General features: G+C 31.9%; 26 protein-coding genes and 1 pseudogene. 21 read left to right on the forward strand and 6 right to left on the reverse strand.

All coding sequences use genetic code 11. The features are described from left to right. Positions 1-336: 336 nt before the first annotated feature. Positions 337-576, reverse strand: coding sequence for a hypothetical protein (locus tag QA612_RS20115; RefSeq protein ID WP_278285626.1), 240 nt, complete (start codon positions 574-576; stop codon positions 337-339). Positions 577-1,552: 976 nt separating this feature from the next. Between QA612_RS20115 and QA612_RS20120 the strand changes: the two genes are divergently transcribed. The 10 genes from QA612_RS20120 (at position 1,553) to QA612_RS20165 (ending at position 9,119) form a co-directional block, all read left to right on the forward strand. Beyond that, the gene (locus QA612_RS20120; protein WP_278285627.1) at positions 1,553-2,131 is read left to right on the forward strand and encodes a recombinase family protein; all 579 of its coding nucleotides are present in this window, start codon (positions 1,553-1,555) and stop codon (positions 2,129-2,131) included. Positions 2,132-2,215: 84 nt separating this feature from the next. Further along, positions 2,216-2,488 (forward strand): hypothetical protein, encoded by a 273-nt coding sequence (locus tag QA612_RS20125; RefSeq protein WP_278285628.1) that lies wholly within the window; start codon positions 2,216-2,218, stop codon positions 2,486-2,488. A gap of 378 nt (positions 2,489-2,866) precedes the next feature. After that, complete coding sequence (locus QA612_RS20130) at positions 2,867-3,748, forward strand: hypothetical protein (protein WP_278285629.1); 882 nt, start codon at positions 2,867-2,869, stop codon at positions 3,746-3,748. A 71-nt stretch (positions 3,749-3,819) separates the two neighbouring features. After that, on the forward strand, positions 3,820-4,401 hold the full coding sequence (locus QA612_RS20135; RefSeq protein WP_278285630.1) for a hypothetical protein: 582 nt from the start codon (positions 3,820-3,822) through the stop codon (positions 4,399-4,401). Positions 4,402-4,710: 309 nt separating this feature from the next. Next, positions 4,711-4,956 (forward strand): multiubiquitin domain-containing protein, encoded by a 246-nt coding sequence (locus tag QA612_RS20140; RefSeq protein WP_278285631.1) that lies wholly within the window; start codon positions 4,711-4,713, stop codon positions 4,954-4,956. After that, the gene (locus tag QA612_RS20145) at positions 4,931-6,133 is read left to right on the forward strand and encodes a ThiF family adenylyltransferase (protein WP_278285632.1); all 1,203 of its coding nucleotides are present in this window, start codon (positions 4,931-4,933) and stop codon (positions 6,131-6,133) included. The genes QA612_RS20140 and QA612_RS20145 overlap by 26 nt, the downstream gene beginning before the upstream one ends. Then, positions 6,084-6,458, forward strand: a complete 375-nt coding sequence (locus QA612_RS20150) for a ubiquitination-like system serine protease family protein (RefSeq protein ID WP_278285633.1) — start codon at positions 6,084-6,086, stop codon at positions 6,456-6,458. Before QA612_RS20145 ends, QA612_RS20150 begins: the two co-directional genes overlap by 50 nt. Before the next feature lie 26 nt (positions 6,459-6,484). Beyond that, positions 6,485-7,189: a hypothetical protein gene (locus tag QA612_RS20155; RefSeq protein WP_278285634.1), complete on the forward strand. Its 705-nt coding sequence runs from the start codon at positions 6,485-6,487 to the stop codon at positions 7,187-7,189. 656 nt (positions 7,190-7,845) lie between these two features. Then, on the forward strand, positions 7,846-8,637 hold the full coding sequence (locus QA612_RS20160; protein ID WP_278285635.1) for a hypothetical protein: 792 nt from the start codon (positions 7,846-7,848) through the stop codon (positions 8,635-8,637). Between the two features lie 5 nt (positions 8,638-8,642). Continuing rightward, positions 8,643-9,119, forward strand: a complete 477-nt coding sequence (locus tag QA612_RS20165) for a Panacea domain-containing protein (protein WP_278285636.1) — start codon at positions 8,643-8,645, stop codon at positions 9,117-9,119. Between the two features lie 682 nt (positions 9,120-9,801). Here the strand turns inward: QA612_RS20165 and QA612_RS20170 are convergent. Further along, positions 9,802-10,392: a hypothetical protein gene (locus QA612_RS20170; protein WP_278285637.1), complete on the reverse strand. Its 591-nt coding sequence runs from the start codon at positions 10,390-10,392 to the stop codon at positions 9,802-9,804. A gap of 813 nt (positions 10,393-11,205) precedes the next feature. Here QA612_RS20170 and QA612_RS20175 point away from each other — a divergent pair. The 5 genes from QA612_RS20175 (at position 11,206) to QA612_RS20195 (ending at position 18,627) form a co-directional block, all read left to right on the forward strand. Next, the gene (locus QA612_RS20175) at positions 11,206-13,098 is read left to right on the forward strand and encodes a TaqI-like C-terminal specificity domain-containing protein (RefSeq protein WP_278285638.1); all 1,893 of its coding nucleotides are present in this window, start codon (positions 11,206-11,208) and stop codon (positions 13,096-13,098) included. Positions 13,099-13,108: 10 nt separating this feature from the next. Next, positions 13,109-14,191 (forward strand): DNA adenine methylase, encoded by a 1,083-nt coding sequence (locus tag QA612_RS20180; RefSeq protein ID WP_278285639.1) that lies wholly within the window; start codon positions 13,109-13,111, stop codon positions 14,189-14,191. A 99-nt stretch (positions 14,192-14,290) separates the two neighbouring features. Then, on the forward strand, positions 14,291-16,015 hold the full coding sequence (locus QA612_RS20185) for an AAA family ATPase (protein WP_278285640.1): 1,725 nt from the start codon (positions 14,291-14,293) through the stop codon (positions 16,013-16,015). Then, positions 16,012-17,322: a 5-methylcytosine restriction system specificity protein McrC gene (locus tag QA612_RS20190; RefSeq protein ID WP_278285641.1), complete on the forward strand. Its 1,311-nt coding sequence runs from the start codon at positions 16,012-16,014 to the stop codon at positions 17,320-17,322. The genes QA612_RS20185 and QA612_RS20190 overlap by 4 nt, the downstream gene beginning before the upstream one ends. A gap of 1,023 nt (positions 17,323-18,345) precedes the next feature. Then, positions 18,346-18,627: a spore coat protein gene (locus QA612_RS20195; RefSeq protein ID WP_278285675.1), complete on the forward strand. Its 282-nt coding sequence runs from the start codon at positions 18,346-18,348 to the stop codon at positions 18,625-18,627. A 422-nt stretch (positions 18,628-19,049) separates the two neighbouring features. On the opposite strand, the gene QA612_RS20205 is transcribed toward QA612_RS20195, so the two are convergent. Next, entirely contained in the window at positions 19,050-19,856 is an 807-nt protein-coding gene (locus QA612_RS20205; protein WP_278285642.1) for a hypothetical protein, read from the reverse strand. 542 nt (positions 19,857-20,398) lie between these two features. On the opposite strand from QA612_RS20205, the gene QA612_RS20210 reads away from it, so the two are divergent. The 3 genes from QA612_RS20210 to QA612_RS20215 all read left to right on the forward strand — a co-directional run bounded on the left by QA612_RS20210 (position 20,399) and on the right by QA612_RS20215 (position 21,633). Further along, positions 20,399-20,647 (forward strand): hypothetical protein, encoded by a 249-nt coding sequence (locus QA612_RS20210; RefSeq protein ID WP_278285643.1) that lies wholly within the window; start codon positions 20,399-20,401, stop codon positions 20,645-20,647. 162 nt (positions 20,648-20,809) lie between these two features. Continuing rightward, on the forward strand, positions 20,810-21,109 hold the full coding sequence (locus tag QA612_RS22535; protein WP_481804459.1) for a TIGR04104 family putative zinc finger protein: 300 nt from the start codon (positions 20,810-20,812) through the stop codon (positions 21,107-21,109). A 110-nt stretch (positions 21,110-21,219) separates the two neighbouring features. Then, positions 21,220-21,633, forward strand: a complete 414-nt coding sequence (locus QA612_RS20215; RefSeq protein WP_278285644.1) for a hypothetical protein — start codon at positions 21,220-21,222, stop codon at positions 21,631-21,633. A 59-nt stretch (positions 21,634-21,692) separates the two neighbouring features. On the opposite strand, the gene QA612_RS20220 is transcribed toward QA612_RS20215, so the two are convergent. Beyond that, the gene (locus QA612_RS20220) at positions 21,693-21,911 is read right to left on the reverse strand and encodes a hypothetical protein (RefSeq protein WP_278285645.1); all 219 of its coding nucleotides are present in this window, start codon (positions 21,909-21,911) and stop codon (positions 21,693-21,695) included. Between the two features lie 272 nt (positions 21,912-22,183). On the opposite strand from QA612_RS20220, the gene QA612_RS20225 reads away from it, so the two are divergent. Together QA612_RS20225 and QA612_RS20230 are read left to right on the forward strand one after the other, a co-directional pair. Then, positions 22,184-22,384, forward strand: coding sequence for a hypothetical protein (locus QA612_RS20225; protein WP_278285646.1), 201 nt, complete (start codon positions 22,184-22,186; stop codon positions 22,382-22,384). A gap of 39 nt (positions 22,385-22,423) precedes the next feature. Beyond that, on the forward strand, positions 22,424-22,810 hold the full coding sequence (locus tag QA612_RS20230) for a globin domain-containing protein (RefSeq protein ID WP_278285647.1): 387 nt from the start codon (positions 22,424-22,426) through the stop codon (positions 22,808-22,810). Positions 22,811-23,188: 378 nt separating this feature from the next. Here the strand turns inward: QA612_RS20230 and QA612_RS20235 are convergent, their stop codons facing one another. Then, on the reverse strand, positions 23,189-23,782 hold the full coding sequence (locus QA612_RS20235; protein WP_278285648.1) for a GGDEF domain-containing protein: 594 nt from the start codon (positions 23,780-23,782) through the stop codon (positions 23,189-23,191). Between the two features lie 155 nt (positions 23,783-23,937). Continuing rightward, positions 23,938-24,194 (reverse strand): annotated as a pseudogene (locus tag QA612_RS20240) (HNH endonuclease). Positions 24,195-24,940: 746 nt separating this feature from the next. Between QA612_RS20240 and QA612_RS20245 the strand changes: the two are divergent. Then, the gene (locus QA612_RS20245) at positions 24,941-25,258 is read left to right on the forward strand and encodes a hypothetical protein (protein WP_278285649.1); all 318 of its coding nucleotides are present in this window, start codon (positions 24,941-24,943) and stop codon (positions 25,256-25,258) included. The last annotated feature ends 132 nt before the right edge of the window (positions 25,259-25,390 follow it).

Genomic DNA, 25,390 nt, shown 5'->3' on the forward strand with positions numbered 1-25,390 from the left:
ATTTTGGACAGTAGGATAATGAAATCGTAGGTTTCTCTTAGGTATGATGTGTATCATATAAGGAATTTACTTCAAAAGGATTTGGTAGATGTGTCCCCCATTTTAGGTTAGTAATTTAAAGCAGGGGACATTATCATCATACCGTGTATCAATAAAATATCCGCGTATAAATGCTGAGAATTAAAACGATCTTTTAAAGTTAAAGGAGCTAGCTTACATAAGGTAAATTATGATTTCTAATATAAACCCAATTACTAGCTAATTATGGTTCCTATAGACTTATTTTGTCTATAGCAACAGATAAATAAAATCAAAATAAGATTTTAATTTTGTGATTTATAGTATTGCTTTGTTTTTATGCAGCTCAACGGTGTAACCTAATCTCTCTGCTAATAACAAAAATTGAATTGTTGTAATTGCATCTTTTTTTTGGAATAACCGACGCAGTGCCATCTTATTTGCTTTTAAAAGTTTAGCTAGTTCAATTTCATTTTTAACGTGAGACTCTTCTAACATTTTAGCTATAATATTACTTAGATCTTTTTCAGTTAGAAATATTGGTTTATTTACTTCCATTTAAAATCCTCCAATAACTTTTATTAAATTTTATTAAATGACATGAAAAAAATGAAGTGAATAAGATAAGTTAGATTGGTAAGCTAAGTTGAGAGAGTATTTTGATGATTTCAAAGAGGTAAGTAAAGAACGAAGCAGAAGAGATGCAATAGGAAAATTAAGTTTCAAAAATAGGTTACAGTTTAATCACGAAATAGTTTGCTTTGGAAAAAGAACTTTTTTCAATCTTTTTAATTATAAGTACATATGATCCACTCCTTTCTGATTATAAGATCATTAGCTAATAAAAATATTATAAAAAACAATTACATTTTATAAAAAAAATGACAATTTTTTTGAATAAATACATATTTAATAGTGTGAGACCACTAAAAGTTTTGGGAATTAATGTATTATAAGGTATAATATAAATAATTGGTCGACAGTGGTCTCAACACTATCGGTCAGTATAATAGCTTATCCCTACACAAAGGGGATTGGCCAGTAGGGAAGATAAGTACCCCACTATAGTGGCTAACTCATAGTATTGGGGGCTTATCTTTTTTCAATCCTATAGAATTATCTAGCTCACTAACGAAGTTCCATCAAATATTTGTTTCCCTTATGAGTAACGTACTTACTAAATAATGAGTTGTAATATAACATTCTCCATGAATTAGTGACACATCTGTTCTTAAAAAAGCAGATGCATTAGTTTAAAAGTTAATGAACATATTATAGTACTTAAATTGTAGAGGTTAATTTCATTAATAAATTTTATTAAAGATGTTTAGCTAACAAAATATTTTCTATTAAAAATTGTTATCCGTCATACGGATAACAATTTTTTACATTAATAAGTGTTCAAAAGTTTTAACTTTTAGACACTTAATAAAATTGTTTCAAAACATACATATTTAATACTCAAAAATGTCTAAAAGTTAGTCTATAAGTAAATATATAAAAGATTATAAACTTTTAGACAGGAGGTTCAGGAATGAAAATTGGTTATGCTAGAGTTTCTACAGTTGGACAAGACTTGGCAACTCAAAGAGAACTATTGACAGAAGCGGGCTGCAGGAAAATCTTTGTAGAAAAAGTAACGGGAACGAATACTGTTAAAAGAGAGCAACTTGCAGAAGCGATTGACTTTATGGATGAAGGAGATACATTAGTTGTCACAAAAATTGACAGGTTGGCTCGTTCAATTATTGACCTTAATAACATAGTTCAAAAATTAAATGAAAAAGGAATTAGTGTTCACTTCTTAAAAGACAACATGGAGTTTAAAGCTGGAAATGACACTAACAGTATCCAAACATTGCTCTTTAACATTTTAGGATCATTTGACCAGTTTGAAAGAGAACTAATAGTTGAAAGAACTACGGAGGGCAGAGAACGTGCGAAGAAGCAAGGAAAACATATGGGGAGACCAGGGCAACCTGATAAAAATGTTGATAGGGCACTAAAGTTATTTAATGAAAGAGAAGAAAATGGCATGAGTGTTAATGATATTGTAAACCTAACTGGAGTACCTAGAAGCACAATTTATAAACAGGTTAAAAAAGTTAGATAAATAAATTAAGTTACATTTCTGTAGCCAAGTATATTATGTTAGTATATTAAATATAAATATTACGTAATATAAGGTGGTTTTAATATGGGTATAAATACCTCTGTAGACAAAAGGACACTTTCAACTTTAATGGAGATTAGTAAACTGCTAGATTGTTCAGTTGAAGAAGCAGCCAATTTATTGTTAGATAGATACTCAGAAAATAGTAAGGGGGAATTTCTAGGCGCCGAAAAGAATGTAGAGTACAACGATGCTAGTAAGTTATTAGAACTAAATGGAACAAATATAGGTGGCAACACCCGTAAAGATGCTGAATCTAATATAGATTGCCAATATGAAGAACAAATCTCATTCTAGAGTATTATTGAAAAAGAAAAAAGTAAGCAAACTATTGAGGAGACTCATACAAGAAAAACTTTTCTAATTCGTAATGATATCATTAAACGTCTAGATATCTTAGCTAGAAAACAACCTAAAGGTTTTAAAACAAAGTTTATTAACTATTCTTTAGAACAACTTCTAGATCAAGTCGAAAAAGATAATTTATAGCAATCTAGAATTATCATTGGAATTTTTACTTAAAAAAATTTTCATAAATATAAAAGATCATTTATTATCCTAAGCAGATAATAATTCATAGATAAGTAAGCTCATAATTTTGCCGATTTGGAGCATTGTTAGGTAAGAGTGATTATATACTATATGGTATAATTGGATGGTGATAATAAGCTGAAGGTGGCTATTTTAATGAAGATAAAACCATTTAATAAGCTCTCTACTGTTGATGCAATCCATGACGTTCTAAATAAATTAATTGTAGTAACTAATAATATGGAACCACAGGAACCTCTTTTAATAGATTTAAGTGGGTTAAGGTATATAACCCCCATAGGATATACTAGCCTACTATCTATATTTTATTTTCTTGAGGGGAAATATGAAGTAAAAATTAAGGTGCCTATTGATGAAAGACCTGTTAAATATATGGAAAGAATGAATTTTTTTGAGGTTTGTAGTCAAAATATTAAATCCCAATTTGAAGAGCAAATGATTATGGGAGAAATTTACAATCGAAGTAGGTCCAATTTGAAAACAGAATTATTGGAAACAAAAAAAGCCTTTAATAATGATGATATTGAAGATATAAATAATTCTGTGAAAATGATTTTAAGGAGCAATGGATTACGAGGACCACAACTTTCTAATATACAAACATTTATTACGGAGTTGGGTAATAATGTAATTGATCACACTGAGTCACCTTGTTTTATATCTATCAAGAATAATGCTGAGGAAAAAGAAATGGAGATTGCTGTGGTTGATTGTGGAATAGGTATTTATGAAAGTTTAAAAACAACTTTGAAAGGAAAGTCTCCGGATGAAGTTGTAAGAGATGCTATTATGACAAAGGCTTCAAGACTTGGAAAAGATGGAAGAGGGAATGGTTTAATGGATGTTAAAAGAAAAGCATTTCATCCATCAAATGAGGTAATATTAAACTTATGTACTAATAATACTGTTTATAAAATTACCGAAAATGGAGTTACCCCTATAAGTAAAGGTACTATTTATTTCGGGACCTTCTTTCAGTTGAAGGTTACCTATCCTTTTGCTTGACAATAATTAATTTATATTATTAAATAAAGATAGATTTCAAAAATGTAATTGAAGTCGAAGGGGCGAAAACTATGAATACTGTTGATTTGAGTGTAAATAATTCCAAAGAACCGTTAAACTTGTTAAGTCGTCCAAAATTAAAACAAGTTAATAACTTAGTAATGGATCAGATTATCAAGGCGCCTTCTAAGACTATTTTTAGATTAGATATGAAGCAAATAGGTGATGCAAATGCATCAGGAATAGATGAAGTAATTGCTAAACCAGTTAAATGGATGATTGAACAATATAAAGAATATAAGGTTGATAAATATTTATTTTTGGATAACTTAAGTTCCCAAGATGATTTTGACCATGAATATAATATTGAAAGTACATTCATAATTGAAGAATTATGTACCGTTGCAAAAGTTGGAGAGTCGTATTCTATTATAGGTTATTTAGGCGGGACAAAAGATGCACTCAATGAAATACTTGAATTTGTTTATACAAAAAAAGAAGTGACGGCTAGAGATGTTGTAATTAATTTTGGTAAAAAGTTAAACACTGCAAGTACTCAACTTTCCAAGCTACATGCAAAACGCTTAATTTCTAGAGAAGAAGTTCAAATTGCAGAAGGTGGAAGACAATATGTATATAAAAGCCTGTTCTAACAAACAGGTTTTATATAAAACGTGTATTCAATTTTGAAATTGAATACATTTAAGATACAGGTGTTCAATTTTGAAATTGAACACCTGTAGAGGAGGGGGGAGAAGTTTGAGATGCCAAACGAAGTGCAGAGAACCGACATCGATAGCGATAGCGAGAATGAAGAGTCAAAAAATTCGTATTAAAAAAAAGTGGGAAATAAAATCCTAAAAGGACCTCCCCACCAAAAAGTTATGTATATAAAAAAATTATTAGCTTAATTTTACAATAATTTGTTAGAAAATACAAATAAATTTTCCGGAGGGATCACATTGAATAAAAAAAAAGGAAATTCAATTATAATAAATGGTCGAATTAAAGAGGTTGATGTTAAAAAAATGACTTATCAAGAGATTATAAAACTAGCTTTTGGTAGCATTGAGGACAATCAAAATATTGTTTATACAATTAAATATTCTAAAGGTAAGCATGAAGATAAGGGATCAATGGTAGAAGGAGATGTCATCACAATAAAGGAAGGTATGATTATCAATGTCACAAGAACTGATAAATCGTAGTACAGATTTAAAAAGGTTAAGAGACGAAGGTTATGAACTTGAAATTATTGGTGGTTACGCTCTAATTCACCATGTACCATATGTTAATTCAAATCAAGAAATTAAGTATGGAGTACTTGTATCAACCCTCTGTTTAGTGGGAGATAAAACAACAAGACCGGATAGTCATGTAATTTACTTTAAAGGAGAACACCCTTGTGATAAACAAGGGTCTATCCTAACTGGTATAAAACACCAGTCAATCTACAAAACTCTGGCAGAATCTATTACAATAAATCATTCGTTTTCAAATAAACCAAAAGATGGATATAAGGATTGCTACCAAAAATTTACGACCTATATCGATATACTAATGGCTCCAGCTTATTCACTAAACGAATCAGTCGAAGTTAGAACGTATAAACCGATTGTATCGAGTGAAGAGTCAGTTTTTAAGTATTTAGATACAAATTCAAGTAGGGCAAGCATTGAAAAAATATCACAAAAATTAAGTGGCCAGAAAATAGGTATTGTTGGACTTGGTGGTACGGGAGGATACATTTTAGATCTGGTTAGCAAGACACCGGTTTCTGAGATTCATATTTTTGAAGGGGACACTTTTTTGCAGCATAATGCATTTAGAGCTCCTGGAGCACCAACTATTGATTCTTTAAAAGAACAGAAAAAAAAGGCAGAGTATTTTAGTAATATATATAGCAATATGCATAAGAACATAATCTGCCATAGTTATTTTATTAATGGTGAAAATATTGAAGAGTTATTAATGACTAATTTTGTCTTTATCTCGATTGATGATGGAGAAATAAAAAAAAGAATAATAGATTATTTATTAGAAAACAAAATATCTTTTATTGATGTTGGCATTGGAGTTCAAACAGTGAATGATTCTTTAATAGGCGATGTTAGGGTTACTACTGGAACATCTCAGAAAAATGATCATTTAATAAACAGAATTTCTTTTGTAGATAGTGCAAGGGATGCATACTCAACGAATATACAAATAGCAGAACTTAATGCATTAAATGCTGCTTTAGCGGTTGTTAAATGGAAAAAGATTAATGGTTTTTATCAAGATGCACTAAAAGAACATGATTCAACCTACTCTATAAATATTGGAGAACTGATAAATGAAGACAAAGAAGATCAACCACGTTTTTCAAACAATTATTCAAGATGAACTACAAGAAAATAAGATATATATTAGTCTAGACTATAATACGGCTATCCATAAGTGTGCTTGTGGATGTGGTGAAGAGGTTGTAACGCCAATTTCACCAAGTGATTGGAAGCTAATCTATAATGGAGAAAGTGTTTCGCTTTCTCCTTCAATTGGTAATTGGTCATATTCTTGCAGATCACATTATTGGATTAGAGACGGTTATATTGAATGGGCAGAAAACTGGACAGAAGAAAAAGTGAATAAAATTAGGGGAAAAGAGAAGAGAAAACAGGAAATTAATAAGAGGGGTTTATTTAAATTTATTAAGAAATTATTTAAATAAGTCTTCCGGTTGCGAGGTGATATTTTATGATAGAGGAATTAATCGAATATTATAAGAAAAATTTAAGTAACTATAGTCTTGTATTCAAATATTTTAAAAGGAAGTTTTGTGTATTTTGGATTGTATTTAGTATTTTTATAGGCTCTGTAATAGTATTTCTATTATCTTTTTCATTTCAGACAAAAATATTTTTACCAAGTCTTTATTTTATGTTAACTTTGTTGGTAATAAATATTTATTTGATTATCGTAATTAATCAGAATGCAAAAAATGTTTTATTAAAAAAATACGGAATTGTAAGCTCGAATTTATTATGGAGTAATAACGATTTTTATAAATTGAAAACTAAGTTACTCAAATCTTACTTAGAAGGTAATGATTTATATTCAGAAAAGAAATTAAATTTAATTATTAATTTGTGTAATCGTGAATATGCTAAAAACAAAGTATCACCTTTTATTCCACCTGGTGTATTCTTAGCTTTATTTTTACCAATATGGATTAAGCTAATTGATATATTATTCAGTAGAAGTACGGTAATAGAAGAAGCGATAAATTTTGCTATTATAGGATTTATTCTAATTATTATATTTGCAATGTCACTAGAAAAAATTAAAAATTTATATAATGATTTAAAGGAAGAGATATTCAATAGTCGAAGGCAGAGACTGACCAATATAATCATTCATTTAGAAGAGTTGTTAATTCAATATCCTAATAACAAAGAATAGAGTATATTGTGGGAGTGATATAACCATAAACTGGTTCAAACTGGCATGTTGTATAAAAAATTTAGTCTACCACTACTAAATAGCAATAATTTGAGATACAGAATACGAAACTATATATAAATGATAATATGTGTAATACTCAATCTAATGCTAGTATTAGGTAATTGAAACAGCGATCAAATTGATATGTACAAAGGCGTAAATCCAAAAACGATTTATCATAATAGATGGTGAGAATGGGGGAGGCCTATGAACTAAGGAAATGCAAAAGTGTTGTCAAAAGTTCATTAAGGCATGGAATTTCAACTTCAAATTGAACAAAAGAACGTTGCGAGAAGATATTGAGGGCCAAATCAAAAAAGCACAGTAAAAATTATTGAGAACATGCTGTTAAATTTCTAACAAAATTTACTGTCATTTCAAAATTCGTAATAACTAAAAAGAGGATTGGCACAAATAAGAGTATAAAGGTTTTATTATATTGTAGAACCAGCTTTAGTTTATACGAAATACAAAAAAGTAAGTTTTCAAATGGTATTTGTGAGAGCTTAATATTATCAGTATAACATGCTAATTTCTACAATTTTAATTAAAAACATTCCTATTTTATCGTATAATATAATTGAAATTACTAGAAAAATTGGGAGTTAATATTAATGTTTAAAAAATCCATTTACTTTTTGTGGAGTCAACTCTACCTGTTAATTGAAGTATTCAAAGAATGGAAAATGAATTGGGGAAGTATTGTAATATTAATTGTACCAATTCTTGTTTCATTGCCTACTGTCAACGTATATATAGAACAAAGCCCTTGGTTTATAGCTTTGGTGATAATCATTGTAGTTATTGCATGGTTACACTCCAATAGAATTGTAAGAAATATATCGGCATTGAAAAGAAAACTTAGTGCGGTAGAAAATCAGCGAGATACCCTAGTTGAATCTTTAGAAGCAACTCCAACAATGATTGTTAATCATCTATACCAAGAAATTGGACTAACCTCCAAAGATAGAATTACAATCTATAGGTATCACGATGATGAATTTATTAATATAGGAAGACATTCTTTGAATGTTGATTTTAATAAAAAGGGTAGGTATTCATATCCTAAGGATAAAGGGTTTATAGGCCAATGTTGGGCTGGAGAAGAGGTTTATAAAGAAAATTTACCGAAACCCGATAACTCATTGGATCATTATATAGATAGAGTCTCTAAATTGTCCAATATAGAAAAAGGTGTTCTTAGGAAATTATCAATGAAAAGTAGATGTTATTATTGTAGAAAACTTATTAATCATAAAAACTCTCCTGTTGCGGTCATTGTATTCGAAACAATTGACAAATCTTTTAGAGACAAAAAGAAGACTATTGGAGACGCTTTGGATGGTCAGTTCGGGAAGTTACTTCTTGAATCAAAAGAAAATAATTTACCAGTGGGGAAAGGATGATAAAAATGGCAAAAATTAAAGATGTTATTTATTATTTCCTAATAAACTATCCCTATAAGGAAGAGTTATCAAAAACCAGACTTACAAAATTGGTTTATTTAGCTGACTGGGAGAATTCTTTAAGACACGGTGAGCAAATTACAAAAATCAAATGGTTCTTTGATCACTATGGGCCATTTGTCCCTGATGTCTATGAGACTGCTATAAAAGATAAAAAATTAAGTATTATAACAGGATATACACCATTCGGTAGGCCTAAAGTAAGTATTGGATTAACAGAAAAAAATGGTAATGTTGCTACTAATATATCTCTAAATGATAACCAAAAGGCAATCCTTGATAAAATAATTGAGGATACAAAATATTTAAATTGGAATGATTTCATAAATCATGTTTATTCAACATACCCAATAACTTCACAAAAGAGATATAACCAATTGAATTTAGTACAATTGGCAAAAGAAACTAATTGCAATTATTAAGTCTCACTACCCGTTTGTAGTGAGTATTGTAAGAAGTAGTTAAGTGCGTAATTTGGAGAAAACTTAAATATAGTCATTTTAAACAAAAGAATAAATACGTCTAAAAAGGTAGTAGGAAATTTTATACACATTAATAACGTTTAATAAATAGTACCATTTCCATCTTTTTATCAACAGTTAGATGGTGCTTCAAAATACCATTGCATTAGTAATAAACAAATCTGTGTTCTGATTGTTGAATAATGTGAGAAAATTAATTCTAAAAAAATTATGGGGAGAAGAAAAACATAAATAACAAGTAGAGGCATCTTCGTTTCTTACTTAAAACGTATACAAATAAAATGTTCATGTGTATTTGGGGAGGTAAAATAATTCTTATTTCTCATTGCTGTGGAATTATGGAAGGTTGCAATTTTTTAGATGAAAGTCGAAGCTAGAAATGCGAGATGATTGTTTTGATGGTTGAACTTAACCGTTTGTATTATAATTTTCAAAATGTAGTTCAGTAAAGTCAACAGATGTTTATAGGGGACTGAAGGCGTTTTCGTATCATCAATTAACATTGTGAATTGGAAGGAAATGAATTGAGAAAACGCCGAATAATACTGATAGTAAAATGATACACGCTATATAGTTATATAGCGTGTATCATTTTTGGGATTTTTTGTACCTATATTAATAACTAAATTTCAATGTTCTCTAAGTGTAGAAAAGCGTCTATATTTAAGTCCATTTTTTTTTCGGATAGTATTATATAATTGAAACCTTCTAGCATTTTGAAAATTTTATAAAACTGTAATTTATTTGTGTTCAGTGATCTTTTCCCGAATTCCTCCTCAAATAGTTCTACCCATTCTTCTAAAATATCTGATCTTTTTTGTGGCTTTTTTTTATGTACTAAATAAAGAATTTCTAGAAATCCATAATAATTGTAAATAAATCCTTTAGAAAGGTAACCTACATCTTTTGATACTAGGTATTCACTGGCCATTTTAGTTATTTTTACTTTTTCATCAACTGTCATTAGTAAATTTGCTTTTTCTAGGGTTGGCCTTATGGTCCGTACTGTATTAATAGAGGTATTATAGTTTTCAATAAATTTTTGGTTTAGGTTTGATCTGCTAATTTCTTTATTATTATTAACCAAGACAATAATATCTTCAATATTCTTAGTTAACGTTTTGTTGGTTCTAGGAAAAGTAAGGATTGATTTATATCTATCTATTGAGTCAAAAATTTCTTCTTCTATTTTGGCTAGAATATCAGTTTTCAAGATATCCCTCCTATTATTTTATAATTTAAGACAACTCACTGACAAGCTCTATTGAATATTATAACATTTTCCAAGGTAAAAATACCTCAATAATCATTAATATTATGGTAACTGCATAAATACAATAAATGAAAAAGTATTAATGGATATAGGCTTAAGGCCAAATTGAAATGAACACTTTTTGTAGAAAGGGAGTTAATAAAGAACGCTTTTTTGTGTAGTATCTAAGTGTAATAACTATCTATAATTTTTGCTGCGTTTAGTTCCAAACCTCATAATGAAGAGGAATTTGGCTTAATGTTTGAAAGTTTTACAAGATATTTTTAATTACTTCACCTAACAAGGTATATTAGTTTCTGTGATTTTTATAATTTGTCATATTTTATTTAGCATATTATATGCTCGTAGTTTCATAATGCAAGTAACTTTACGATTTATCCTTATTCTTTTGAAATGTATTTGTTCACGCTTGGTGTATAAGAAAAAATCATTACTTAGTAATTTCTCTTTATGTCTTCTTAAAATTGATCTTCTCTTATAAACAATTTCCTTTATATACTTTCCTAAAAAAACGTTATCAAAGATAAGTCACTCATTGTTAACCTCTATTCAATATTGAGTTGTTGTATAAGTACTTATTGTATTATTTGCGCTAAACATCTATTCAATACTTCAGTTATAAGTGTCTTTTTATTGCTTCAAGCAAACTCTTGTTCTATAATTATATTAGTTAGGAGCTGACTTTCTATACAAGAAATTTGTAGATATATAGAAAGTATTATATTAATTATTACTCTTGTTAGGGGCAAGCTTATGTTATTAAACTTAGAAGATAAAAAAGAACATTTAGGTGCAGTGTATACACCAGATGATTTAGCAGACTATGTTGCAAAAGTACAATTAAAGTATATTGTAAAGAAATACACTGTTGAAGCAAATAACTTATTTAAGGGTAATAGTTCTAGAGATAATTATATGAAGAATGAATATTTATTTAAAAAATTATTGGCATTTAAAATATTGGATCCTGCTTGTGGGGACGCCTCGCTACTAATAGCATTTGAACGGAATATTAACTTAAAATTAAAAGAGTTATTGAACCACAACCTTGGACTCAATTTTTGCACAGAGTCTATAAATAAAAGAGATTATGATATTTTAGGTGCAGATATTGATTATGATGCTGTTTTGGAAGCTGAAAAGCGTTTTATTAAAGAATACTCCAATATCAATCAGTATAGAAATTATAGGTTATTAAATACAAATAGTATTAAACCTATTGAAGAAAATAGTACTTCTATGGGGTGGAGTAAGCTTTTAAAAGAAAGTTTAGGTGGTTCCGGATTACAAGGATTAATTGCCAATCCCCCTTGGGGAGCTTCTATACTAAATAGTAGATCAGAGTTAAAAGACGCTGGTTATCAATTAGCAGTAGGACAATATGATAGTTATGACCTTTTTGTTGAGTTGTCTTTGAAAATTGTTCAAGAAGGTGCTATTATGGCTTTTATTTTGCCTGATTCTATTTTCTTACCCGAACACAAAAATTTACGTGAATTATTACTAAAAAACACCCAATTGAAGATGATAGCACGATTAGGAGAAGGCTTCTTCCCTAAAGTATACAGAGCTTGTGTAGTAATCATTGTCGAAAAAAGAAAGCCTGATAAAAACAGTGTAACAAAGTGTGTAAGGCTTAATAAAGAAATAAGAAAGAAAATTTTTATGAACCAATTAAAATTAAGTGAAGCGGAGAAGACTTTAGGACATACTGTAAATCAAAGAAGATTTTATGCTGATCCAGAATTTAGATTTGATATTGATATAAGAGAAGAAGAAGAGTTATTAGTAACTAAAATTGAAAAGAGTAAAAATGATTGGAATAAAATGTTTGATACAGGTCGAGGTGTAGAGATTTCCAAAAAAGGATTAGTTATAGAATGCCCTAATTGTAAACAAACTAGACCACAACCTAAAAAAGACAAAACAAAAGTGATTTGTTACAATTGTAAGAATGAATTACCTGTTGAAGAGTTTAAGGAAAAAACAATAGTTTTAAAAGGTAATAATAAATATGGTTGGATTCCTTTAATTGTTGGAGAGGACGTAAGTAGATATAAAAGTATTCCCAAACACTTCATTAAACCGAATGTTAAAGGTGTTAATTACAAAAATGAGACTTTGAACAATGAGAAAATATTAATTCGAAAGACTGGGGTTGGAATTAATGCCACATTGGACAGGCAAGGACTTTTAACATCACAAACAGTTTTTCACTTTACATTAAAGAAAAACCTTCAAACAGTTTACACACATGAATCTATTTTAGGAATCTTAAATTCTAGAGTGATGTTGTATTATTATTTAAAAAAGTATGGTGACAACGAATGGAAATCTCATCCGTATATTACTCAGAAAATTGTCAAGCAATTGCCCATACCAATTATAAATGAAGATGAAAAGGATGAACGGGCACAGTTAATTGCTATACATGAAATTGTAACTAAACTTATAAATTCCTATGATTATGATTTGGATATAGAATTAGAAAGTCTAGTTGCGGGGTTATACAAACTTGATTCAAATGATTGTATATTAATAAATAACGGAATACGCGATTCGGAACAGTTAAAGGCTATAAGTGCTTTAACTTTACCTCAGGATGTTAAAATTGTTCCGAAAATAGTTTCAAAACAGGGAAGGTAAGGCTACAAGAATGTACAGATATATAGGTAATAAATCAAAGCTTACTCATGAAATTATAAAAGATGTGAAGAATATAATTGGAACTGAGGGAACTGTAGCGGATATTATGTGTGGCACAGCAAGTGTTTCACTTGCTTTAAAAAATGAAGGTTTTAATGTAATTGCATCTGATGTTATGACCTATTCATATTACCATGCAATTGTAAACTTATTAATAGATGAGCCACCTAGGTTCAACGAGTTAGCGAATGAAGTTCCTAGCTTAAGGGATACTTCTAAGGAGTTTCATTATGAGGAAGTTATTCGTTATTTAGATAATCTAAAGCCAATTGAGGGTTATTTCTTTAAAGAATTCTCACCCGGTGGTTCACCAGCTAACGGAGAAGCTCCTAGAAAATATTTCTCAAGTGAGAATGCAATGAAAATAGACTCTATACTAAAAAAGTTGAATGATTGGCAAGATCGAAATCTAATAAATGAACATGAAAATGCCTTACTAAGGCATGATTTAATTTTAGCTGTAAATCCTTTTGCAAACATATCTGGAACATACGGACACTATCACGCTAAATTTATTAAAAGAGCTTTAGATCATTTTGTGTTTAAACCTAGCTTTAAGCAGGATTTATTGGCTCAAACAGGGGGAAGCTTAACGAAACATCAAGTTTACAAAGGTTACGCTGAAGAAGTATCAAAGAAAATTAAAGCCGATTTATGTTATATTGACCCACCGTATATGAAAAGACAGTATGCTGCTAATTATCATATACTAGAGACTTTGGCAAGGGGAGACGAACCAGAGGCAGTTGGGGTAAGTGGTTTGCGTCCTTGGAGAGATCAATATTCAAACTTTTGTTCAAAGGTGAAGATACGTGAATCGTTTAGGGCAATTTTTAGCAACATGGACTGCCCAAACTTTTTAATAAGTTATAGTGAAGATGGATTATTAACAGAAGAGGAGTTAATTGAGCTTTTCTCGGAGTTTGGCGAAGTCAGTTTACGTAAGTTTACTTATAAAAGATTTAGAAGTAATAATAGCAAACTCAAGAATAAAATAAACGAATTTCTGTTTTGGATTAAAAAAGAGCTATGAGAAAATTTTCATAGCTTATTTTTTGTTTATAAATAGTAATTTTTGTATAATGTTGGATGTAGTAATAATATCTTATGAAAAAGGGGGAGGTAATTTATCATGAAGATTATTGATGCAATTTTCTTTAAAAAAATTACTCCAGGAGACCTATGGAATATAGACAGAGCCAAAGGTACTGTCGCTGGAGGAGGTGGGCAAACATACATCAACCTAGCAATTGATGAGGATAAACTAATTGAGTTTTTGGAATATGGCGATCACATTCCGAAAACTAGTGATCATATGTTAAGAAATATTATTACCATTAATGCTGATACAATTGGACAGCCCTTAAAAATTTCAGATATTGAGTTTGATCCTAGACAGGATAGAAACGATTACAAATTGAGTAATCAAGCGATACACAAAAATAGGCACCATGCATGGAGTAATACAGAGAACGGTTTCCCGGTTATTCCGACGGGTGCGGTGGGTGCTGCTAGTGTAACTAATGTGGACTACTTACAAATTTACATTATTAGGACAACAGATGGAGAATATCATGCTGGATACATTGATAGCAGTGTGATGCCAACAACTTGGCCGAAGGGTGTAGGTCTTGAAGAAATGTTTACTGGTAACAGAACAGATGTTATATTTTTTGATCATGATGATACTGACATACCAAGAGAAGTAGAAGAGATTCTAGAAGAACTACGGAATACACCGAATGTACTACTATATGGTCCGCCAGGAACTGGAAAAACTTTTGCTATGCAATGGCTCTGGGAACACTTAAAGCAACCAGCTAAGAAAGCTCTGATATTTAAACATGATTTTTCAAATCCATTTGAACTTATAGATATAGAGAGTCCGTTAAAGTTTTTCCAAGGAGATAACAGGTTAGAATGGCTTACTTTCCATCAAAACTTAAGTTATGAAGAATTCGTTATAGGTAAACAAATGGAACCAGTGGCTGGTGGTTTTACATTAGTACCTAAATTAGGAACATTAATGGATTTAGCTGTTAGTATTGACCCTAAAGGTCAATACAAAAGAGGCATACTGTTCATTGATGAGTTAAACAGGGGAAATGTCTCAAGGATTTTTGGACAAGTCCTAACGTTTTTAGATGCGGATAAAAGAAAAGTTGATGAGAACGGATATGATAATTCAATGAAGTTACCTATTCCTTTACCTGAATTAAAAATAAATGCAGATAAGACAGAAGAAGTTATACTGATGGACGGTAATAAATTTCAGTTACCATATCCTTATTATTTTCCATTCCCAATATATATAATTGCTAGTATGAATTCCGTTGATCGAGCGGTAGCGCCTTTAGACACTGCGTTAGCCAGAAGGTTTAAAAAGATTGAATTTGCTCCGAGTTATGAATTTATTGAAAGACATTTTGAAATTGATACTAGTACAATTGATTTAACTAAACCGAAATCTTGGGATTCTAAAGTATCTGCCTACTTACTTTTAAAGAGAGTAAATGACTTTATAGCAGATATGTTGGGAAAAGAATTTGAATTAGGTCATTCTTATATACTTGATGTTGGCAATGCTTCTAATGAAAAAGACGGATTCAAAAGGCTAGCGTCTTCATGGGAAGGGTTAATTATGCCCCAGTTATTTGAACGGTTTGCAAATAAAGAATCTCAACTTTACAAATTCTTAAAAATTGAGGATGCGATTTCGGATTCTAGTGTCTCGGGTTTTTATCCGTATACATATCGAGAAAGAGACGGACATACACTTCAGGTTATTGAGATGGTCAAACTAAAAAATGTTGATAGTGATAAAGTTGCGGAAATAATGAGGTTTCTAGCGAAATGAGTACCGATTATGTCCAGTTAGAGGAGTATTCAAAAAATCCGGTTGTTGTTAGTTTTGAAACAAAAGTTGAGTTAACAGAGGCTCTTTTAGAAATAAGCAAAACAAATGAGACCTGGAAAAAAAAATTAGGCTTAAGGAATAATCCTTTCGAAGTTACAGTACTGGGAAAAAGCCTATTACTAGCCGCTAAAGGAATAACTGGTTTTTTAAAAATTGGTAAGCTGCAAGTAGAGGTCGTGCCCAAGTTTCTATCAACTTCTAGTAAAGATAATAAATGGAGAATAGCTTTAACAAGAGCTTTATTTTTAACTGATCAAGAGAATTTGTTTGACGATGATTACACCTTTTCGAGAAGTAGTGATTCGCTTCTCCCAGATCTTATGGCAGAAACTTTTATTAATTCAGTCGAGAAAGGTTTCTTATTTGGTCTACCAAGGTCATATACAGAGACTCGAGAAGCATTACCTTTTTACAGAGGTACTTATGATTCTTCGCGCTTTACAGAACACTTATTAAAGCCTCATTTAATTCCCTGTAAATTTGATGAATTTACAACGGATAATAAGATAAATCAGTCACTTATGGTGGCTTGTTATGAATTGGCAAAAACAGTATATTCTTCAAGATTATCAGTTAGGTTAGAGCAGCTAGGTAACAGGTTTAATGCAACTTATCTAATTCCTAATAAAGTTGAGCTCGAGAACATAGTCCTCCAACCTCAATACAATTATTTAAGCGATGCTCTTCAAATTGCGAAGTTAGTCTTTTCGAATAAAGGTTTGGAGCATAACGAGGGCGACCTAAAAATTAAAGGATTTTTATGGGACTCCTCCACAATTTTTGAAAAATTAGTGAAACTGATAATATGGACTTATTGTTTAAGGAGTAAAAAGTATTCTTTTACAGATGAGTCAACAAGTTTAATGCAAATGGCTAGTAGAGTAACATCGCAAGGAAAAGTTTTAATAGATACGACACCTGATGTTCGAATACTTGAAAATAAACAGACTAAATTTTTACTAGATGCAAAGTATAAGACATGGTCGAAGCAACCAAAAAATGAGGATGTCTATCAAGTAATGGCGGGGTCGCGAGTTACTAAGTGTCCTCTGTCTGCACTTGTATATCCATTGCCTGAAGATAGGAATGGGGATACGATTATATATAATATTAAGGGGCAAGGAATGCCTAAAGTAATATCAACTATTTTTATTGATATTAAAAAACTTGCTTCTGAAAAAGGATTAGATGAAATAATCGATAAATTCGAGAAGGATTTGAACGTTCTTTCAAACTGTTATAATTAGAATGAGTTTAATGAATAAACCTGCTATAGGTTGGGGATAACCTATAGCATATTATTAGCCTCAATCTACACTTATTTAACCCGAAAGTTAAAACAATGCTCTAATAGTTACAATATAATATTAAGTTGGTCTATCAATGTTCCTATGTATAATATTTGTCATAGTGAAATATAATTAATTCCTTGGAATATAAATCATCCTATCCTTTTAATAAATATCCTTTAATCTGGGGTTTCTTAAAAATTGATGTATATTTTTATTAAAGATACTTGAGGATACAATCTCTTGTTATAATAATAAATGATGAAAAATTTAATTTAATGAACCACAAGAATCTTTATTTAATGATGTACAATGTATAATTGCTTACTAGTTATTCAAGTAATAGAAAACAGGGAAACATTTCCCCTTATATTGCCCGCCAGCTTTAAAATTATTTAATGTTTTTGACTACCCTTTGACTACCCTTTTGAGGTAGTAAGGTGTATTTCCATGAAATTGATTTCAGCTAAAATCCTTGGGACTTGGGTGGGACATGGGGATCTTGTCCCAGTTGGCTTCAACCTGTCCTGATGTCCATTTAATCAAGATTTTTTTGAATAAAGCTACTTCATAGTATCCGTATACTGTGCAGCAGGAGACTTTAAGTAAATCGGGAATTTCTTGAATAAGGGATTAGGTATTGCATCACTGAAATGAAAATTACCATTAGGATAGTGCATGTCTTAAATTTATTTTTAGTGACTTGTTCAAATAAAAACGTATTACATAAAAAAAGTGCATGACCCCCAATGATGATGGATCAGGTGAAATTACAGATTTGTATAAGTAGAAGAAGGTTAACTGCGATCCTATTGAATCATTCGGGTGTAAATAATAAATTGTTGTTAACATAAGGCATATCCCCAAACCCAATAGGCAAGTGAAGCATATCCTTTAGTGTATAACCATAATTAGGAGGGTTTTGTTTTGACTTATGACTATTTATATCATCGTTTACCAGATGCAATGAATCAGCAAGTAATGGACGTAAATGATCAACGAATTATCAGCCCAGGGTTTGGAGGAGTGGGGGGACCTGTTTTTGGTTACGGTGGGTCAGGATTTGGATACGGTAGACCGGGATTTGGATATGGAAGACCTGGCTATGGTTTTGTTAGCCCTGGAGTGGGATTAGGCTTAGGATTTTTAGGGGGGCTTGCAACTGGTGCACTTTTAGCACCTGGATTTGGATATGGTAGACCACGACCATACCCTTATTATCGGCCATATCCGTATCAACCATATCCATACTACGCTTACTAAACTTACTAAAGAATTTCAGGAAGAATCGCGGGGAATCAGCGGGACGGTTCTTATGATTCGATATTTAGTGACAAGTAAGGTGCGTGACCCCAGTATAGTAAGGCTTTAAAGTACCGGGGGTCACGCACCATTTTTTATGTCAACCTATACAAACTCCTATACCCTTTAAGGCTCTTAATGTCTCCTTCAGGAGGAATGGATAAAAGTCCTTTTAATCCTGTTATAATTCTCTCTTGAGAGTTTTTATCTAATTTAGCTATGAACTTAACTGCGGACTTATGGTAAATCAACTAGTTAAGGTGCCAGACCCCTAGCGTGCTAAAGCTTTAATATCCTGGTGGACTGGCACCTTTTCCTGTGAAAATAAATAATACTACAATTATTACAAAACTGGTGAAGTAGATCGGTCCCCGTTCGTCCATTTAGACGTCTAAAGCAGCTGCCAAAAGAAAGACAATTTCATAATATAAGTCTTTTTCATTGTCTTCAAAAAGGGTATCCCTCATTATTAACCAATCCGTTAACTGGCTAGAGCTAAAAATCATCAGTTCCTTCATGTTCGAATCTGTTAGCAAATCTTTACCAAACCAATCGGTGGGTATACTTCTAGCAAAACAATATTCTGCAATAACCCTGGCTTCACTAATCTCTCTCTCATAAATTAAATCAATGTCATTTTGATATAATTTAATTGCACCATGACAATATTGTAGTACATTGCATATAAATGAAATGCTATTGTTTTTAAGATTATTAGATAGATCTCTGCTTAAAGTTTCAATATTATATTCTTTGTAATTAAATAAATTTATATTTATAGGTTCATTATTTTTACGAACTATTGGATCCTGGTTCCAACTTTCCAATGATTTTATAACTTCAAAACATCTAAGGAAAATATAATATAATGTAGGGATATTTTCCAATAAATCATCCCTCATGATCAACCATTCTTCAAATTCTTGAGAGGTCTCATCCAATAAATTTTCCACAAAGGTATAAGTAAGTATTTCATCACTATGCGTTGCATGTGCATTTTCTAAGTTGGTATCTCTAAAGAATAATTTTGTAAGCACGTTGGCTTCGCGTCTAAGGGACATCTTTTCTTTTTTTCCAATACCTCCTCTGATTGCTGATGCCTGACTAACAATTTCTTCTATTTTACTGATAAAATCATCGGAATTATTTATTAGCACTTTTTTGAAAAAGTCTTTATCAATTAAATCCAAAGTATTTAGTTCCTCCTATGATTATTGGCATACGAACGTATTCCTTTTTTTCATTAATAGGATAGGATTATTCAAAGTGTTCTATGCATCCGAGGGAGGGACAGGAGGGACAGGGACCTTGTCCCGGTTAAGGTGCCAGAGCCCTAGCATGCTAAAGCTTTAATTTCCTGGGGGACTGGCACCTTTTCCCTCAACTTATACGCAGATGCACCAGTCGAATCAAGATGCTGTACATTAACGATGAATTTAAGGTGGGGATAGTTAGTAAAATGAAAAGCGAGGGGACGGACCTCTTGCTTCTTTCGTTTTGCTAAACGAAGGAAGCGCGGTAAATGGGGACGGTTTGCACTTGCCAGTTTTGTAATAAATGTAATTTTAACATTGGAACTATAGGTAAATTGAAATATAATAGTTGTTAGTAATCTATTGTTTTATAAAAAAGATAGATGTGTTATTTCGTGTTATATATAAATTCTATTGTTTAATGAAAGGTTTTATAGTTTGAAAGTAGAATTATATTCTTATCATTAGGGTATACTGAAATGCCATCTAAATCGGACTTTAAAACTGAAATTGAAAACCTTATTATGGAGGCCTTAGAAAGTGGTGAGGATTTTATCGATATTACGTCTAAGTGTGTTCATGAGAAAGTAGGAGGTTATCCATCAAGGATCCATAATATGCCAGGTTGTTGCGATGCAATGTATGAATTGAAAAAGGAAAAAGATGAAATACTGCATGCTCCCAATAAAGGAAAAGGAGCAACATTAAAAATCAGGTATTATCTCTAGGGGCTAACAGTAGTTAGTGCTTTTTTGATTTTAGAGGATTGCAACAAAGGTAAGGCTAGTAGATATGTATTTAGGACCTCATGTTATAATGATATAAGATTTAGGAAGTTTAATAGAGTATAGAACTATGACAGCTTCGGAAATATACTGGAGGAATTCCCTGTGAAATTGCCAAAATGTTGGTCTTGTAACCACTCATATTACTATATACAAGCAATAAAGTTTTTTTGGTCCAAAGAATGCCCACAATGTGGGAAAACGCAGCATCTTTCGTCATCTAGTAGCCTAAGAACAATGATCCCAATGATCGTCATTTTATTTTTGCCTGGATATTTCATTAGATATTATTTAGACTTGGAGTTTATCGTTTATGTATCTATTGGTTTCGGGTTGTTTTTTACTGCTATGTTAGTCACCCCTTTTTTCTATCAATTTGAGAAAAAAACGAATTTGTACACCTAAAGCAATGTAAACTGGCTCCCTCACTCGTCATTCTATTGATTCACTTCCTCACGTGGAGAATAATTACAATAATTGTCCAATCCATCTTAGTTAGCCCAGGAGGGAAAGAGATGAAAAGTCAATCCTCAAAGTTGTTTATGCGATTAGGTAGCCTGCAAGTCTTCATCGGTATCGGGGCAATCCCAGCAGGAGTTATGTTTATCATAGATCCCAGTGGAGAAGCACTTGGAATGTCTGTTACTATGATTGAAACATCCCCTTTTCAAAGTTATTTACTTCCAGGATTCATTCTTTTACTAATTCATGGGATTGGGAGTCTAACAGGAGGAGTCCTATCCTTTTCTAAGAGTAGGGTTGCTGCATACATAGGTATTGCTTTAGGTATAACACTGATTATATGGATTATTGCACAAGTGTATTGGATGGGGCTCTCTAGTTGGCTACAGCTATTGATGTTTCTATTTGGAACAGTAGAAATACTATTAGCAAAAGCTTTATTGAAAAAAGTAAAAGGGGCACAATGAAAATAATTCTTGGCCTACTCAGTTCTTGACGGTATTTGAAGATTTTTCATTTGTTTATTCTATTTTCGTAAAGACTTTCCAGTACTTAACTCACACCAATCATCTAATTCGTCATATACTTCCTTTTCCACGTATTTTTTCAAAAAGTCTTTTTTATTTTCAAATACTTCCATTACACAATTTTCTAGTAATTTAAATACTTGATAAGTATTTAATTTGAAAACCATAGAAACAACTATTATCTCTCCTAGGTCGACTGTGTTAGCGATATTCGTCATTCTCTCTCCTTTGCTGCAGTCTTTTAAAGCTTCCGTTGCTTTGATATTTCTTAGTAGTATACTTCAAAAGGTTCGATAATATTGTGAAACTAATTTTGTATTCTGGCTTTGTGAAAGTAATGTTTAAAAATTCGAATAATTCAGTGATATAGATCACATCGGGGGAACCGGAGTTTACTTTATACTATTGGTACAGTTGAAAAGTTACTTATGTATATGTGGATAATTTTGTTAGCAGATCTTATGAAACAAACAAAGGTGGTGAATAGGATTTGAATTTAATACCGTATTTAATTGTCACTGGCTTATTATGTATCATTGGCTTGGTAACGACGGTCATGATTGGGATAAATCCAAAAGGGGAAGATTATAACAAAAAACAAAAAGAGCATTTTATTAAGCTTTCTGTTCTTTACATAGTTGCGTTTGTACCAGCGGTCATCTTAACAATACTATATTTCGTGTACTTTTAATGATGATCGTGGTTCATTACCAGAAAGTAGGTGTGAAACTTGGAAAGAAAACATCATACATTATTTACGGAAATCGGAGGGCAAGAAACAATTGATAAACTAGTAGATGCCTTTTATCCTCGAGTGTACGCCGATCCGGAGTTAAGACCACTATTTGAAGGTGATATGGAGGAAATAAAAAGGAAGCAGTGTATGTTTTTACCACAATTTTTGGGAGGGCCTGCACGTTATAGTGAAGAGTTTGGTCCGCCAGCCATGAGAGAACGACACTTGCCTTTCGAAATCACTCCGAAAAGAGCTCGTTGCTGGTTAAAATGTATGGAAGAAGCATTTAAAGAAGTTGGGATTCATGATACTCCTGCTGGAAAGGCATTTTATTACCGACTAGAGCAGGTGGCCGAAATAATGGTGAATAGTTCCGATTAGGAGCGGAATTGGTGGTTGCCTGATCCTTAGTGCTGTATAACTTTACCGTACTGGAGGTCAGGCCTTTTTTTTGAATTTATTTGAGTAATTTTAACAGGTTATGAGGTGAAATCGATGAACCTAAGGAGAGTGAAAATTATGGGGGGATCACTTCTTATTACAGCCGAGATATTGAACAAGACGTGAGAAAGGACAGGTTCGTATTTATAAGGGAATGTTAAAAAAAGAGAAAGAAGTAGATGGGTTAGTGGAGCTCACGGATTAACAATAAACGATTTCAAACTATTAAAAAGCAAGTGTAATCAAGAACAGGTTTAAATTGGAACGGTTCTTTATATTCTTTTGCATAATAAAAGAAAGAAAAAGAACCGTCTTTATTTAACTTACAACTTGATTTTTCCCTTTCCTCTTCCCAATAAGTAGCTTTTGATCTGCTTTATTAATAATACTTGATATCGATTGTTCTTCTTCGTATGCAGCTACTCCTAATGTAAGTCTGATTTGTAAGTCGAAATTTTCATAGGTAAACAAATGGTCATTAATTTTATTGCGTAAAGATTCAGCGAGTTCTCGTGCTGCAATTTCTGTTGTTTTTGGTAAAAATATTAAAAATTCCTCACCACCCCAGCGAGAGACTGTTCCTCTTTCATTAATATGACTCTGAATGATCAGGCTAGTTTCCAAGAGAACCTGGTCACCACAAGCATGTCCATATTGATCATTAAACAATTTGAAATCATCAATATCCGCAATCATAATGGAAAAAACTTCTGCATTATTTTCGCTTATTTCGAGCTGATTCGCTAGCTTCTTGTACATGCTTCTCCTAGAGGGACAGGAGGGACAGGGACTTTGTCCCAGTTTTTTGCGGTTAAGGTGCCAGACCCCTAGCGTGTTTTTCCAATTGTCATCTAGTAAAATTCTTAGTCTGGCAGCTTGTGTAAGGTTTTTTTCTTGTCTTTTTTCACGCATTCTGAAACCAACTTTTTGCTTATCAAAATTAATCACCTGCCTTTAGTGTATCTATATGGGGGAGGGGATAAAGATTTTTGATATGACTGCTTATTTAAGGCCTTATACGGTTTAGAGAAATGCTATTTCTCCAAAACTTTTGAACCGAGGGGTATTTACCATTTCTCATCATCCCATTTCTGTTTACCAGCAAAACTCTTTTCGTGTATCTCATAAACACAACGTTTCTAGATTGTCTAAGCGTAAAGCAAACTCGGAAGCGTTTCGATCTCCTTAATATGATGTACATTTAATTCAATGCGTTTACATTCCTCGCATTCATACTGTCTCGTTTTAATGATTTTTCCCGTAATGCCTTCCACAATGAAGAATTGTAGAATCGTCTTTTTTGTTCCTTTGTTTTATATTCCAATTGTAAATCTCCATGTAATTAATAATGGTATGGTTACGAACATCGTTTAGTAATTCCTATTTCATACATGTGTATCACTCCAAATAAAAGAGCCACCCTAAAGTGGGACATAGGGACAGGGACCTTGTCCCAGTTGGCTTCAACCTGTCCTGATGTCCCTCTATTTTGTATAACAGTTACTGCACAGTAAGCGATATACTGTGGGGGAGAACGGGGATGGTTCGGAACCAGTGAAAAAATGGTCATTTTCGAATTCTGTATTTTTTAGGAGTTAAGGTGCCAGACCCCTAGCATGCTAAAGCTTTAATATCCTGGGGGACTGGCACCTTTTCCTTGGTAACAACCTTTCAGAAGAGGCAAGATTCGATTTTTTCCAAGCACAAAAAAGAACTGAACAACTTAGGCAAATATCATCATCACTAATCAAAAGGTTTACTGGTATCGCTAGTGGGGTAGGTAGCACCCCGATACCAATAGCAGATATTGCTATATTAACCCCCTTACAGCTTTTACTCATAACGATCATTGGTGGTTTATCAGGAAGAGAAGTATCAAAGGAAACAGCTCATGAGTATTTAGCTGCTGCCGGTGTAAATGTAGGTGCTGCATTTGGAATAAGGGAAGGTGCCCGTCAACTAACAAAATTTATTCCTGTTGGTGGTGCTGTCATATCGGGTGGTATTGCGGGTGCTGCAACCTACTCTATAGGTAAATCTGCTGAGGCATATTTCTTCTATGATAGAAAAGTGGAAGTGGAAGATATCAAAAAAGACTTCGATGACATTGAGAAGGAAAGTGTGAAAAAAGATAAAGAAGGTAAAAGTACTTTTTTCAACTTTGTAAAAAATGAAAAAAACAAAGACAAAGAAGAAGGAATCTTACAACGTTTAAAATTCAGTAAAAAAGAAACAAGTGAAGATAACGAAGGTAAAAGTAGACTTTTTAATTTCAATAAAAAAGAAACTAGCGGTGAAAACGAAGGGAAAAATAGACTTTTCAATTTTAATAAAAAAGAAGTTAAAGAAGATAAGGAAAATAAAGTGGAAGATTCTAACAAGGCATAATTAAAAGAGGCAAATGGGGATTGTTCCATCTTGCCACGTTGTGCAGAATAAAGGTTCCTGTCCCCTACAACGTTGATGCTGTAATGTGGTAAAGGGTGGAACCTTTTTAAATTTTAATAATTAATGTGTTTA

It is taken from the genome of Evansella sp. AB-P1, from assembly GCF_029688925.1.
In the GTDB taxonomy this organism is placed as follows: domain Bacteria; phylum Bacillota; class Bacilli; order Bacillales; family Salisediminibacteriaceae; genus Evansella.

Excerpts from the sequence above, each read along its gene's own strand:
- QA612_RS20150 (WP_278285633.1), top strand. The coding sequence starts at position 6,084 with ATGAAGACAAAGAAGATCAACCACGTTTTTCAAACAATTATTCAAGAT.
- QA612_RS20120 (WP_278285627.1), top strand. The coding sequence starts at position 1,553 with ATGAAAATTGGTTATGCTAGAGTTTCTACAGTTGGACAAGACTTGGCA.
- QA612_RS20235 (WP_278285648.1), bottom strand. The coding sequence starts at position 23,782 with ATGCGTGAAAAAAGACAAGAAAAAAACCTTACACAAGCTGCCAGACTA.
- QA612_RS20180 (WP_278285639.1), top strand. The coding sequence starts at position 13,109 with ATGTACAGATATATAGGTAATAAATCAAAGCTTACTCATGAAATTATA.
- QA612_RS20220 (WP_278285645.1), bottom strand. The coding sequence starts at position 21,911 with ATGACGAATATCGCTAACACAGTCGACCTAGGAGAGATAATAGTTGTT.
- QA612_RS20160 (WP_278285635.1), top strand. The coding sequence starts at position 7,846 with ATGTTTAAAAAATCCATTTACTTTTTGTGGAGTCAACTCTACCTGTTA.
- QA612_RS20185 (WP_278285640.1), top strand. The coding sequence starts at position 14,291 with ATGAAGATTATTGATGCAATTTTCTTTAAAAAAATTACTCCAGGAGAC.
- QA612_RS20215 (WP_278285644.1), top strand. The coding sequence starts at position 21,220 with ATGAAAAGTCAATCCTCAAAGTTGTTTATGCGATTAGGTAGCCTGCAA.
- QA612_RS20175 (WP_278285638.1), top strand. The coding sequence starts at position 11,206 with ATGTTATTAAACTTAGAAGATAAAAAAGAACATTTAGGTGCAGTGTAT.
- QA612_RS20125 (WP_278285628.1), top strand. The coding sequence starts at position 2,216 with ATGGGTATAAATACCTCTGTAGACAAAAGGACACTTTCAACTTTAATG.
- QA612_RS20135 (WP_278285630.1), top strand. The coding sequence starts at position 3,820 with ATGAATACTGTTGATTTGAGTGTAAATAATTCCAAAGAACCGTTAAAC.
- QA612_RS20145 (WP_278285632.1), top strand. The coding sequence starts at position 4,931 with ATGTCACAAGAACTGATAAATCGTAGTACAGATTTAAAAAGGTTAAGA.
- QA612_RS20195 (WP_278285675.1), top strand. The coding sequence starts at position 18,346 with ATGGACGTAAATGATCAACGAATTATCAGCCCAGGGTTTGGAGGAGTG.
- QA612_RS20210 (WP_278285643.1), top strand. The coding sequence starts at position 20,399 with ATGCCATCTAAATCGGACTTTAAAACTGAAATTGAAAACCTTATTATG.
- QA612_RS20155 (WP_278285634.1), top strand. The coding sequence starts at position 6,485 with ATGATAGAGGAATTAATCGAATATTATAAGAAAAATTTAAGTAACTAT.
- QA612_RS20190 (WP_278285641.1), top strand. The coding sequence starts at position 16,012 with ATGAGTACCGATTATGTCCAGTTAGAGGAGTATTCAAAAAATCCGGTT.
- QA612_RS20115 (WP_278285626.1), bottom strand. The coding sequence starts at position 576 with ATGGAAGTAAATAAACCAATATTTCTAACTGAAAAAGATCTAAGTAAT.
- QA612_RS20165 (WP_278285636.1), top strand. The coding sequence starts at position 8,643 with ATGGCAAAAATTAAAGATGTTATTTATTATTTCCTAATAAACTATCCC.